The sequence below is a fragment of the Phyllobacterium sp. genome (assembly GCF_037994405.1).
GTDB lineage: Bacteria > Pseudomonadota > Alphaproteobacteria > Rhizobiales > Rhizobiaceae > Phyllobacterium.
The window spans coordinates 1-13,292 of the sequence record NZ_JBBNAN010000459.1 but is presented as its reverse complement, the minus strand read 5'-3'; the positions used below and the strand labels follow the sequence as shown (position 1 = coordinate 13,292).

The 13,292-nt window shown below is 56.2% G+C and carries 11 protein-coding genes; 3 read left to right on the top strand and 8 right to left on the bottom strand.

Annotated elements, in window-relative coordinates; translation table 11 throughout:
- The 3 genes from AAAC48_RS25520 to AAAC48_RS25510 form a co-directional block, all read right to left on the bottom strand.
- Nucleotides 1–2,003, bottom strand: a 2,003-nt coding sequence (locus AAAC48_RS25520; RefSeq protein ID WP_340656887.1) for an efflux RND transporter permease subunit, incomplete at its 3' end; no start/stop codon positions are given.
- Complete coding sequence (locus AAAC48_RS25515) at nt 2,000–3,085, bottom strand: efflux RND transporter periplasmic adaptor subunit (RefSeq protein ID WP_340656886.1); 1,086 nt, start codon at nt 3,083–3,085, stop codon at nt 2,000–2,002. The genes AAAC48_RS25520 and AAAC48_RS25515, both read right to left, overlap by 4 nt.
- Nucleotides 3,082–4,221: an efflux RND transporter periplasmic adaptor subunit gene (locus AAAC48_RS25510; protein ID WP_340656885.1), complete on the bottom strand. Its 1,140-nt coding sequence runs from the start codon at nt 4,219–4,221 to the stop codon at nt 3,082–3,084. Before AAAC48_RS25510 ends, AAAC48_RS25515 begins: the two co-directional genes overlap by 4 nt.
- 102 nt (nt 4,222–4,323) lie before the next feature.
- On the opposite strand from AAAC48_RS25510, the gene AAAC48_RS25505 reads away from it, so the two are divergent.
- A complete protein-coding gene (locus AAAC48_RS25505; RefSeq protein ID WP_340656884.1) occupies nt 4,324–4,989 on the top strand; it encodes a TetR/AcrR family transcriptional regulator in 666 nt (221 codons plus the stop codon).
- 220 nt (nt 4,990–5,209) lie between these two features.
- Here the strand turns inward: AAAC48_RS25505 and AAAC48_RS25500 are convergent, their stop codons facing one another.
- From AAAC48_RS25500 to AAAC48_RS25490, 3 genes are all read right to left on the bottom strand, one after another.
- A complete protein-coding gene (locus AAAC48_RS25500; RefSeq protein WP_340656883.1) occupies nt 5,210–6,334 on the bottom strand; it encodes an FAD-binding oxidoreductase in 1,125 nt (374 codons plus the stop codon).
- 109 nt (nt 6,335–6,443) lie between these two features.
- Complete coding sequence (locus AAAC48_RS25495; RefSeq protein WP_340656882.1) at nt 6,444–8,000, bottom strand: amino acid ABC transporter permease/ATP-binding protein; 1,557 nt, start codon at nt 7,998–8,000, stop codon at nt 6,444–6,446.
- Nucleotides 8,001–8,102: 102 nt separating this feature from the next.
- A complete protein-coding gene (locus tag AAAC48_RS25490) occupies nt 8,103–8,945 on the bottom strand; it encodes an ABC transporter substrate-binding protein (protein WP_340656881.1) in 843 nt (280 codons plus the stop codon).
- A gap of 210 nt (nt 8,946–9,155) precedes the next feature.
- On the opposite strand from AAAC48_RS25490, the gene AAAC48_RS25485 reads away from it, so the two are divergent.
- Nucleotides 9,156–10,232: a LacI family DNA-binding transcriptional regulator gene (locus AAAC48_RS25485; RefSeq protein ID WP_340656880.1), complete on the top strand. Its 1,077-nt coding sequence runs from the start codon at nt 9,156–9,158 to the stop codon at nt 10,230–10,232.
- A 133-nt stretch (nt 10,233–10,365) separates the two neighbouring features.
- On the opposite strand, the gene AAAC48_RS25480 is transcribed toward AAAC48_RS25485, so the two are convergent.
- Entirely contained in the window at nt 10,366–11,739 is a 1,374-nt protein-coding gene (locus AAAC48_RS25480) for an FAD-binding oxidoreductase (RefSeq protein WP_340656879.1), read from the bottom strand.
- Between the two features lie 90 nt (nt 11,740–11,829).
- On the opposite strand from AAAC48_RS25480, the gene AAAC48_RS25475 reads away from it, so the two are divergent.
- Complete coding sequence (locus AAAC48_RS25475) at nt 11,830–12,897, top strand: helix-turn-helix domain-containing protein (protein ID WP_340656878.1); 1,068 nt, start codon at nt 11,830–11,832, stop codon at nt 12,895–12,897.
- A 213-nt stretch (nt 12,898–13,110) separates the two neighbouring features.
- Here the strand turns inward: AAAC48_RS25475 and AAAC48_RS25470 are convergent.
- Nucleotides 13,111–13,292 (bottom strand): hypothetical protein (locus tag AAAC48_RS25470; RefSeq protein ID WP_340656877.1); only part of this gene is annotated, 182 nt, incomplete at its 5' end.

Below are 13,292 nucleotides of genomic sequence, written 5' to 3'. Positions count from 1 at the left end.
CTGACACGGTATTGGACGGGGCGTCCGACCGGCGGTCCGATATCAAGAAGATGGACGAAGGCATCCGTGCTGGGAAACTGGTCCTTGAGCCATTTCTGGAATTTGTCGCGCAACTGATCACGCGCTTCCAAAGTCTTCGTTACGATAATCGTCTGGCCGAAAAAAGGATTGGCAGGCTGAACGTCAAAGGACAGTACGAAGCGGATAGCGCCCTGCCCTACATATGAGCTCCAGTGCTCGATATCAGCATTTCCCGCCAATTGCTCCGCCTCGAACTTGTCCATTTGCGCCTTGGTTTCAACGATCGAGGCGTTTTGCGGCAGGTTCCAGTCGACAATCAGTTCATGGCGATCGGAATTGGGAAAGAACTGCTGCTGGACATGACCCATGCCATAGAGCGAGAGGGCAAAGATTGCGACCGTCACAGCAATCGTCGCCCAACGAAATCGCATGCAAAGCAACAGAATGCGTCGAAAAAAACGGGTAAACCAACCGGGATTGGCATGCTTGTTCTTCATCGTCTTCGGCAGCAGCGTCACGCCGATAAGTGGCGTAAACACCACTGCGACAACCCAGGATACGACAAGGGAGACGGCAATAACCACGAACAATGTGTAGGTAAATTCACCGGCGGAGCTGCTGTTGAGACCGACCGGAATGAAGCCCGAGACTGTCACCAGCGTCCCAGTCAACATGGGAAAGGCGGTGGACGAATAGACATAGGTGGCAGCTTTGCGCAAAGAGTCGCCTGCCTCTAGGCGAGCGACCATCATTTCGACGGCAATCATGGCGTCATCAACGAGCAGGCCAAGCGCGATGATCAGCGCCCCGAGCGAAATGCGCTGGAGCGAGATGCCCATATATTCCATGACCATGAAAGTGATGGCGAGAACAAGAGGAATAGCCAAAGCGACGACAAACCCCGCACGCATGCCGAGACTGACGAAACTGACGGCCAGTACGATGGCCACGGCCTCAAAGAGTGCCCGCGTGAAACCGGACACCGCCTCTTCGACGATCTGCGGCTGATCGGAAACCAGATGGACGCCAACGCCGACCGGAAGGTCAGATGTGATCTGCTTCATCTGCGCTTTGAGATGTTCACCGAATTCGAGCAGATTGCCGTTCGGCTTCATGCCGATAGCAAGGCCAATCGCCTCCTTGCCATTGACGCGAAACAGGCTTGTCGGTGGATCGACATAGCCACGCGTTACTCTGGCGACATCACTCAATCGGAAGAACCGATCATTGACCCGCAGATTGATCGCCTCGAGGCTCTTTTCCGAGGTGAACTGGCCATTCACACGTATCATCACCCGCTCTGGGCCGGTCTCCACGACGCCGGATGGGGTGATTGCATTTTGCGCCTGCAGCGTGCTGATGATGGCTTGCTGGTCGAGGCCGAGCGCGGCGATCTGCTTGGTGGAGAACTCGAGGTAAATGACCTCGTCCTGCGCTCCGACGAGTTCGACCTTACCGACATCGGGTACGGTCAGGATTTTCCGGCGCACGTCTTCGACATAATCGCGCAGTTGCCGCCGGCTTAGCCCATCGGCAGTGAATCCGTAGACATTTCCGAAGACATCACCGAATTCGTCGTTGAAGAAGGGACCGACAACGCCCTGCGGAAACTCTCCGGAAATATCGCGGATCAAGTTGCGCACGCGGATCCAGGTCTGGGTCACCGCCTCTCCGCGCACGGTGTCCTTGAGATTGAGGAAGACCGTTGTTGAGCCGGGCGAACTCACACTACGGGTGAAGTCGAGTGTATCGAGCTCCTCGAGCTTCTTCTCAATTCGCTCAGTGACCTGCGTCGTCGTATCTTCGATCGAAGCTCCCGGCCACTGGGCAGAGATCACCATCGTTTTGATCGTGAAGTTGGGGTCTTCTTCACGCCCGAGATTGATATAGGAGAATATCCCGGCAATCGTGAAGACGATCATGAAATACCAGACAAGAGAACGGTGTTCGAGCGCCCATTCGGAAAGGTTGAACTTCTTCATAGTGACTTACCGTCCGTCATTTTGATTTTCTGGCCTTCGCTCAGGCTGTGAACACCCGCACTTGCGATCCGGTCACCATCGGCAAGCCCGTCGGCCACGATCGCCTCAGCATCCGTACGGCTTTCCAACTTGACCTCTTTGGTCGAGGCGGTTCCAAGGTTTTCGTCGATAAGCCAGACAAAAGTCTTGCCATCCCTTTCCAGGATTGACGTGGCCGGAATGTGTATCTTTGGATCGGCCGCTGTGGTGAGATAGGCTGTGATTGTCGTTCCCAACCTGAATCCTTCGGGCGGCTGCTCGAGCGTAATACGCGTGCGGCGCGTCCGTGTTGCTTCATCTGCCTGTGGCGCGATCTGCCGCACAGTGCCAGACGCCCGAATTACCGGATCAATCTGCAAGGCTACCTGAAATTTGCTGCCGACTTTGACAGTCCCCGCGATGGCTTCTGGAATATCAACGACTGCTTCGCGAATATCCGGCCGCGCGACAACAGCGACCAGCTGACCCGCTGTCACTGTCTGTCCCACATCTGCCTGGAGTGATGTGACAACGCCGTCAAAATCGGAGCGTAGAATGGCGTAACCAAGGTCTTCCTTGGCTTTTGTCAAGTTTGCCTCGGCCTGTACCGCGGAGGCAGCAGCGGCCTCGTGGGCCCGCTGGGCTTGTTCGAGGGCCGCCTCGGTTGCCGAATTTTGGCCTAGAAGTGCTCTTTGACGATCTTCCGTTGTGGCCGCGTTGGCAAGTTGCGCCTTGGCCGACGACAGGGCTGCCTCCGCTGCCTGTACAGCCAACTCAAGAGCAAGCGGATCAATCGCTGCAATCTCCTGGCCATTGGAAACCTGATCCCCAACGGAAACGTCGCGCCGGACAATGCGACCCAGTGTGCGAAAGCCAAGTTGGGTTTCAAAACGCGGCTCCACCTTTCCGGCGAAACCCCGAATCTGCACAGGCTGAATTTTCAAGACAGTAGACAGAATCGGCCGCACGATTTCAGATTCCGCGACTTCCTGCTTTTGTTGGCATGCGGCGAGAGCAGAGACAACGAGAATAGCACCCGTGCCACAAAGGAAAAAACGCCTCATGATGGAACCTCGTTCTTGAACGACACAACCTGGGCCGGCCGAAGCCGGGTTCCCCCCGATGTCACAACCTGTTCACCCGCTTTCAGGCCACCACCGATGATCACATCCATGGACTCGTACGCCGTTACATTGACATCGCGCAGGCTGACCGCGCCGGTTTGCGGATTGATGACCCACACCGCCGGCTTCCCATTGTTGGAAGTTAATACCGAGGAAGGAAGAATAGCTGCCGGAACCGCAGCGCGCGTGGCCGTCCCCAATACGACGGAGCCCAGCGTCATCTCAGGCCGTGGGTTTTGCACCGTGACCCTTATCCGCACGGTACCGGTGGCGTCATCCACAGTGGGCGAAACTTCCCTAATCGTTCCCTGGCTGGTGATCGATGGATCCTCAAGCAAAGTAAGCTGAACCTGGCGGTCGCCGAGATTGCTCGTCACCAACCCCTCATAAACATTGAAAACCGCATCCCGCGGCCCGTCCAGGGCAATAGTGAAGGCGGTCGACGCGATCTGCGTTACTTGCCCAACCTCAATATTTCGAGCCGTAACAATGCCTGGCGCATCGGCTTTCAGGTCCGAATAGGAAAGCGTATCACGCGCCGTATCAAGTTGAGCCCTTGCCGCATCAAGAGATCCCTGAGCGGTACGCTGTGCTTCTTCAGCGCTGTCATAGGCGCTGCGGGTGGTAAAGCCCTGTGCAAGCAGCGCCTTCTGGCGATCGAACGCGGATGAACTCTGTCGAACCTGCGCTTCGGCAGAACGCACGGCCGCTTCGGCCGCGGCAAGGTCGGCCTGCTGCTGTTTGGGGTCGATCCGTGCCAAAACTTCGCCGGCCGCGACATGGTCACCCACATCCACCAGGCGCTCAACCACTTTGCCACTTACTCTGAATGACAGGTCACTGTCTATCCTGGCGCGTATTTCTCCAGTCACAGTTACTGTTTGCAAATAGTCCGAAAAAACAACTTTGGCTGCCCTCACCCGGTTCGGCGGCTGCTCGGCGGCCTTATCAGGCTGACAACCGGCCACGGCCAAGAGGGGCAAGAGGCTGAGAATTGCGAAACGCCCAAAGTGACCTCTCATGCGCGAACGCAGACGCCCGAAGAGCGTCTGGGGATAGTTTGTAACAGTGAACATAATCTGACAATCCGTGAAAACGTGGAAGCCATATATTATTGACTGATCATTCAGTCAATGTATAGTTGATGCGAAGTTTGAAGGTTCCTACAGGAAAAGAGAATGGTTGGAATCAAGCATGCGCCGAGACCCGCAGCGGCGGAAACAGAACTCAGACCACGCGCGCGACGCAAAGCGCAGCGGCCGCAGCAGATCCTTCATGCTGCATTCGAGGAGTTCGTTGAACGCGGCTATACGGCGACCCGGATTGAAGATGTGGCCGCTCGTGCGGGCGTTACCAAAGGCACGATCTATCTCTATTTTCAGAACAAGGAGGAGCTGTTCCAGGATGTTGTTCGAAAGCTCTCACAACCGGTTTTCGACGAGAAGCAATTCCTGGAACAACACCATCACCGCTCCTGTGAGGAACTCGTAAGGATATATCTGGATACGCTTTACGAGCACATGACCGTCAATCTGTATTCGCGCGAAATTCTTCGTTTCCTGATCGCCGAGGGCCGGAATTTCCCGGTGATTGTGTCGGCTCATTTTGACGAGTTCGTCAAACCGCTCCTCACAATGTTTGACCATATTCTTCAAAAAGGTGTCCATGAAGGGGTATTTGAAATATGGGCAGAAGACCACCTTAGCCAAATTCTGATCAGCCCGGCATTGACCTATGCCATCGATACGCTCTTGGGTGCAGACACGAACTTGCCGGAACTCAAGGTCTATGTGAACACGCATTACGAGATGGTCATGCGTACCATTCGCAAATCGACAATCTGATGACCTGGATACCAGCCGACTTGGGGGCTGGTTGGGGGCACCTGTTGGGTAGAAATCCTTCGAAACGCAGCTCCAGTCATTCAGATCCTTGCCAGTGTCAAAGCGGTTCTGCTTGCCCGTGGACTGACCGGTTAAACGCTCCAGTTTCTACCTGCGATTCAGCGACAATCGTCGAAACGCACGCGCTGCAACGCTCGATATAATAGGCAAGACGGCTTGTTCAATCGAACCGTTCCGGTCGAAAAGCCGCCAGGAGCGGGTGCGGATGTCCCGTTGCAATTTCCCCGGCAATCAACTCGCCGCCGATCAGACCCAGTGTCGCGCCGCTGTGGCTGAAGGCGACATAGTAGCCGGCAATCTCTTTGAGTTGGCCAAAAACAGGGTCACCATCGCCTGGAATCGGCTTGGGACCAACGCCAAAGCTTTCAAGCTGCAATTTGGGATTGCCATCAAGGACACGCGATGCTTCATCGAGCAAGCCTTGCACAGTTGAGTCCATCACTTCGTAAGTACCGTCCGCATGCACGATTACTTCTTCTTCTGACCAGGCGGAATCGAGCGCCAGCGCACCTGTCGGTGTCGGCCTGATCGCAACACGGGGGGTATTCAGGACAGCCTGCAAGGCATGATCAACCGGACGTGTGTGGACAAGAAGCGCGACGGGTGTTGCATCCGGAATGTGCTTTCTCACCTCAGCGGTCATCGGGGGTACATTTGCTCCGGTCGCCACCAGCACAGTGTCAGCATCGAACCGGACGCCGCTCGCAGTGACAACGCCGGTGGCGCGCTCTCCAGCGGTGGTGACGGCGGCACGTCCGGCATCGGTAACGAGTTGGCCGCCGCGCTCCTTAAATTCACCCACCAAGATATTGGTGAGGGACGGTAGATCCACCCAGCCCTCGCCCGCGTTGAAGATGGCTCCCTGAGGTGTTATGGCGCGTGCATTTATCCCCGGCGTGACTGCTGCTACATCACCAGCTGACAGAAGTTGTGCATCATAGCCGATGCTGCGCTCGTAAGCGAAAACGTCAGCAATTTCGTTCTTCTGGTCGTCTGCATCCCATGTCAGTCCGCCATCGAAGCGCAGCCATGACGCGTCGGGGTATCTTGCTGCCAGCGTCCGATAGCGATCCATGCCGATCATACGCAGACGGTGATAATCGGCTGAGCGTTTGCGTGAGGAATTGAGCCAAGCGAGCGATCGCCCGGATGCGCCGTTTGCGATTGGGCCGTCGTTTATAAGGGTAACGTCGATGCCAAAACGGGCCAGATGAACTGCCGACGAAACACCAAAAATGCCGCCGCCCACGACAACGACTTTAGCGGGTAGAACAGATGAACTCATTCTGGTTTCTTTCATTTTACGGTGGGTGTGGATTGCTGGAGCAAACCATGGATGTTTCAAAATGCGCCGATTGCAGGCAAGGACGGAAAGTGTTGATGTGCCGCGCTGGTCACAGCACCTCCGCAAGGAAGCGTTTTAGCCGCAAGCTTTGAGGAGCGTCGAAAATGGCGGTCGGTGTGCCTACCTCGACAACTCGCCCCTCATCCATGAAGACGACTTGATCGGCCACTTTTCGGGCGAAACCCATCTCATGGGTAACGATGACCATGGTCATACCGCGCTGGCCAAGATCCGCCATCAGATCGAGAACGCCCTTGACCAACTCGGGATCGAGTGCGCTCGTCACCTCATCGAACAGAATAACTTCTGGATCCATTGCCAGAGCACGGGCTATTGCCACGCGTTGCTGCTGGCCTCCGGAGAGACGTCCCGGGCGGTGATGCTTGCGGGCTGCGAGTCCCACATCGGCAAGGCGTTCCTCGGCGACGCGTTCGGCTTCCCGCCTCGGCATGCCCTTGATTTTGGTAAGAGCCAACATGACGTTTTCAAGCGCTGTATGGTCCGGAAACAAATTGAAATGCTGGAACACCATGCCGACACGTCTGCGCAGCTTTTCCGGCTTCATTGTCAAAATGCTTTCGCCGTCAAGGAACACATTTCCTGCTTTGGGCTCGACAAGCCGATTGAGGCACCTCAGCAAGGTTGATTTTCCCGAGCCTGATGGGCCAATCACGCACGTGACCGTGCCGGATTTCACGGTCAGACTGACACTTTTCAGCACATCGAGGTCGCCATAGGCCATGTCAAGATTGCTAACATCAAGACTGCCGCCCTTAAATCGCGACCGGACGGCTTTGCCTGGCTCACGTGCAGTTCGTTGTGCATCAATACCCGGCCCGCGCTGGACGGCACTCTCCAGTTCGCTCACCTCGACAAGACCGCTCGTGACTGTGCCGCCTGTATGCTTGCCAACCCGCAGACTATTGTCGATGTAGTTGACCAGATGGGTCAGCGGTACCGTAATGACAAGATAGAAGACCCCTGCCAGAAGCAGGGGCGACAGATTTCCCGTCACGACAGCCTGGTCCTGCCCAACGCGGAAGATTTCGCGTTCGGATGCGAGCAATCCAAGGAAATAGACGAGGCTGGAATCCTTGACGTTGCCGATGAACTGGTTGACGAGCGCAGGCAACACCCGGCGGATACCCTGGGGTATCACGATCAGCCGCATTCCTTGCCCGTAGCTCATGCTCAGTGCGCGGCAGGCCTCCATCTGCCCGCGCTCCACACTTTGTATGCCAGCGCGAAAAATCTCGCCGATATAAGCGCCCGCGATCAGGCTCAGCGCGAGGATACCAAGCGGATAAGGTGACGGGCCAAAGAAATCCCGGCCGATGCGGGCAAAACCCTGGCCGATAAGAAGTATCGTAACAATTGCCGGTAATCCGCGGAAGATATCGGTGTAAACGCGCGCCGGAATCCTGAGCCAGAGGGATTGAGAAATCCCCATGACAGCCAGCACCATGCCGATGACAACCCCGAGTATGGTCGATGCCGCGGCAAGGATCAGGGTGTTCTTCAATCCGACAGCGATCATGTTCGGCAGTACGGTCGCCATCGCATCGAAGTCAAGGAAGCTACGACGCAGGTTTTCAAGCCAGTTCATTTCATTCCCCTGGTGTTTAATAGTCGCGGACGGATTGATCCTCGTATCCGCAAAGGCTGTCTGTCTGGCCGCCGCCCAAATGAGCGGCGGCCGTCAACATGCCTATTTCTTCGGAAGATATTGATCCGGCATCGGCGAGCCGGGGAACCATTTTTCGTACAGCGTCTTCCAGGTGCCGTCTTGCATCGCCGCGTGAAGAGCAGTGTTTAACGCCTCGCGGAAGGCGTCATTGCCCTTGCGGATGACAAAACCGGCGGGCGCATCGAAAGATGGAATGTTGATGGCGATTTTCAGGTCCGGATAGCGCTCACCGTATTGTTTGGCTGCTTCATAGTCGAGAAAATGGGCATCAACTGTTCCGTTGTTTAACGCCGAAACGGCTGAATTGTTGTCTGGAAATTTAACCAAATCTGTCTCTTTGAAATTCTTGCCTGCATAGATTTCCTGTAGGGTACCCTGCACCACGCCGAGCCGTTTGCCCTTCAACCCATCTGCGGAGGTGATTGCCTTGTCGGCTGTCAGCACCGAGAGATAGCCGGCAAGGTAGCCATCGGAAAAGTCCACCGTCTTCTTGCGGGCTTCCGTCGTACCGATCGCAGCGACAGCCACGTCGAAACGCTGATTTGCAACCGATGGCATCAATGCAGAGAACTCCTGTCCGGTGAACACCACTTGATCCTTGTTAAATCCGAGACGGCTGGCAACGTTGCGAAAGAGTTCGATATCAAACCCGGAGAATTCACCTTCCGCAGTAGTGAATGTATAGGGCTTCGCATCGCCCATGGTGCCGACACTGATCACTTTCGGATCAATAAGGCCATAGGGGTTGTCTCCGGCCGCCAAGGCCTTGGAGACTGCACCAAATCCGGCAACTGCAACGATAAGCGCCATTGCACCTGCCCGGACCAGCGGTATCAACGATTTAAAAATTCTTGTCGCACGCATTTCTCTTTCTCCTCTGAAAGTCTGTTTTTTGGCACTCACGCAGCTGGCAAACCTCTTCCCGAACCAGTCGGGCCGATGGCGCCGTCAAAGAAGTTGATCACTCTCATTATTGTTTAAGAGACCGGTCTCTTCTATAATGAGACCGGTCTCACACGCAATTGGTATATTCACATTGACGTTCAGTCAACAACTCTTGTAGTCGTTCAACACATGAACAATTCAACACCAACGATCCGTTCCGTTACCGTTGCTGATGTAGCCCGCGAGGCAAGGGTCTCGAAGGCGACTGCCGCGCGCGTTCTGGGCGGCTACGGTGTGGTCAGTGACAAGGTGCGGGGAGACGTTCTGGCAGCCGCCAAAGCGCTCGACTACCGGCCGAACGAACTGGCAAGAAGCATGACCACGGGCAAATCGGGGATCATCGGGGTCGTCGTTGGCGATATCGAGAATTCCTTCTTCAGCTTTGCCGTGCGTGGCATCAGCGACACAGCACGCGCTGCGGGCTTCAATGTCATCCTCGCAAACTCCGGTGAGCAGATTGAAGCTGAAAAAGCGGCTGTCCGTGTGTTGATCGGCAAGCGAGTAGACGGGTTGATCGTGACCCCGTCAGAGTCCCGCGACGTTTCCCATCTGCGTGACATTCACCGCTCGGGCAGACCCCTCGCCCTCTTAGACCGGGCATTACCCGATCTCGATGTCGACACAGTAACAGTAGATGACCGCGATGCCGCCATGCGCGCAACGCGGATTTTGACGGATACGGGCCATCGCGATATTGCCTATGTTACGGCGGTGGATTTTTCCGAGCACGAATATCGAGACCTCGAACAGATTTATACATCATCCGTGCGCGAACGTATCGAAGGCTTTCTCGCTGCTTGCCGCGACGCCGGCATCGTGACGCCTGAACGGTTTGTGCGCCTCGGTGCAACAAAACCGGAGGAGACGCGAGCGATCACTGACAAACTCCTGTCGACACCAGAGCGCCCAACCGCAATCCTCGCATCCGACAGCTTGATAGCCATCGAGATGTTCAAGGTTATTCGCGAGCGGGGCCTGCGTGTCCCCGAGGATATATCGCTAATTACATTCCACGACGCGGACTGGACAAGTGTAACAAGCCCACCGATCACCGTGGTTGACCAGCCGGCCTATATGTTGGGCAAGGTGGTGACTGAACTCCTGCTCCGGCGGATCGAGGGAAAAGTTCGGCCGCCAGAAAGAGTTATTGTTCCAACATCAATCATTCAGCGAGGCTCTGTTGGTCCGCCCTTTCGCGAAAAGTAACAACCGTAGCATCCTGGCATCGTTGTTCTGCATGGAATCGACGCTGATACCCTCGCCATTGTGAATTTCATGTCGCGTCAACCGAGCCGGTCGCAACCAGGTGCCCCCAGAACCCGCATTGGCACTACCTTCATCATGGAACGATGTTCTGGTTCATACGAAAAATGTTTTCGGGATCGTAGCTTCTTTTCACCGTCTGCAATCGTGCATAGCACTCGTCACCGAAAGCGTCGCGAACGAGGTTATCACCTTCGCCAAGTCCCGGGAAGTTAAGGTACATGCGGCCGGTGGAATAACGCTGCATATCGCACCAGGCATCGCGGACCCAGCCAATGTTGGAATGGTCATCGTTGCGATTGGACCAGATTGCATCGAGGCTGAGCATGTAGGGCATGGAACGATCGCCAAAGGCCGTGGCATCGGCGGCAACACGCTGCATGGCACCGCCAATTTTCCAGATCGATGCAAACGTCATCTCGGAGGGACGGCTCGCCAGCCACCTTGTGATCACACTGATGGCATCGTTGTCGAGGCGCGCGAGGTAGGTCGATTTCCAGTAGCAGCGGTCGCGGCCCTTGGGGAATAACCCGTCGTACAGTGTCTGGAGCGCACGGTAGGTCATGCGGGCGCTAAAATCGACAAGAGGTTCACCAAAGCCACGAATTGGCTCCGTTACGCGCTCGCCGTCTTCAGCCGGACCATCATAGACCGTAGCGAGGGTCAAAACCCGCTTGCCCCGTGTGTGTTCCGGATAGCCTGCATCATCAGGTATGGTGGAGAATTCGGCAAGGCCGCTGACTTCATCCGGGGCAGCGGCCATGAAATCGCGCCATTGCGCAAGGATGGCATTGGCATGTTCTTCAGGATAGGCAGGAGCGCAGAACATCATCTCGTCAGCTATTGGGTAGAGGCGAAATTCGAAGTTCACGATAATGCCGAAATTGCCGCCGCCACCCTTCAGCGCCCACAACAGGTCCGGGTTTTCGGTGTCGCTTGCATGGATCAAACGACCGTCGCCGGTGACCACGTCGGCGGTGAGGATATTGTCGCAGCTGAGACCGTGCGTACCCCGAAGCCAGCCGATCCCACCCGACAAGGCAAGCCCAGCCACCCCCGTCGCCGAGATCAAGCCGCCGGGCGTGGCCCGTCTGAAGGACGTGGTTGCGGCGTCGACGTCGGCCCATGTGGCACCGCCTTCAACGTGGGCGCGGTCAAGTCCAGGCGCAACGTGGACAGCGTTCATCAGGGATAAGTCGATCATCAGCCCGCCGTCGCAAACCGCATAACCGGCAACATTGTGACCACCGCTGCGGACTGCGACGACAAGCCTTTGGGCGCGAGCGTAGTTTACCGACGCGATGACGTCGGCGGCGTTCCGGCAGCGGACAATTAATGCAGGCCGCCTGTCGATCATCCCATTCCATACCACACGAACCGCGTCATAGTCGGGACTCCCCGGTTCAAGCAGTTCACCGTGCAATTGATTGCGGAGCAGCTCATGGGGCATGACTGAATCTCCCGTTGATTGACGATGAGCCTAGTACCGCCCGGCGTTCGGTACTAAAGTCGAAAATGCTGAAAGGCGGTCATTTCTGCCATGCACGACAATAAAGACCCCATCAACGTTGCCATCGTCGCGGTGCCGGAAGTCACGGCTTCGGCACTGTACGGCATGTTTGACCTGTTTTCTTCCCCCGGCCGGGATTGGCCTTTCATCGTCACGGGTGAAGCTGGCGAACAGCGCATGCGCCCCTACGTCGTCGCCCGGTCCAGTAACGCGCTCACGGCGGCGAACGGAATATGGATGAAGCCAGACTGTGATTTCGCCAACTGCCCACGGCCCGACATCGTGTGCATTCCGGACTTCTTCGTCAATCCCGGCCTAAGCGTCAGCGGGCAATATGACGCTGAAGCGACATGGCTCAAGCAATGCCATGAGCAAGGGGCTATGCTGGCGAGTGCTTGTTCTGGGGCAGTGCTGCTCGGCGAAGCCGGGCTACTTACAAATTGTGACGCCACGATTCACTGGGGTTATGTGAAAACCCTGACCAACAACTATCCCGGGATCCGGGTCAGACTGGATAGCTCGCTGGTGTTGAGTGGCGAAGGGCAGCGCATCGTCATGGCGGGCGGCGGATCAAGCTGGCAGGATCTGGCGCTCTATCTTATCGCCCGGTTTGTGGGCCTGAAGGAAGCGATGGAGGTAGCCAAGGTCTACATGCTGCAATGGCACGACTTGGGGCAGCAGCCGTTTGCATCACTTATGACCTTCAGGCAGACGACGGATGCGACGATAAACAAATGCCAGGAATGGCTGTCCATAAATTACAAGACCCAAGCCCCGGTCGCCGCCATGGTGGCACTTTCCGGGTTGCCGGAGCGCTCGTTCATCCGCCGATTCGTCAAGGCTACGGGGATGAAACCAATCGAATACGTCCATGCGCTGCGTCTCGAAGAAGCCAAGCAAATGTTGGAAACCACCGATCTGCCGGTCGAAGCCATCGCCAATGAAGCTGGCTATGAGGATGCCAGCTTCTTCGGCCGTCTGTTCCGCCGCAAGACGGACCTCACGCCGGCTCATTATCGTTTGCGTTTCGGCTCCTTGCATCAGGCACTCGAGCAGAAGACGGGCACCTCCAAATCAGGCATTTTTCGTCAAGGGTGATGGCTGCAAAACGGCTTACATTTCGGCCATGTCTCCTTGGTGCCCCCGTTGGCAAGGGATTTTTTTCGGCGAAATACTGCGCGAACGCTCGGTCCGAGAAGTTGAGGACGCAGCACACTTCCATTTCGAAGGCGTCATGGAGGAACATCAAAAGCCGAGTCTTCGGCGGCTTCATGATTGCCTCACAGACAAGCACATTACAGCGCAGTGCGCTCAGATCGAAAGGAAGGCCGTCCTCCTGCGCCATGCAGGGCTGGCGTTGATGACGATATCGTTATCAACGCCGGGAGGAGACACGATTATCGGGATGTTGGTGAATGTTGACAGCCGCTCTTTTAATGTGTTGGCCTGGTGGGCGTCGAGGTCCCATACCGAAGCCCGCGAACATCTCGTTC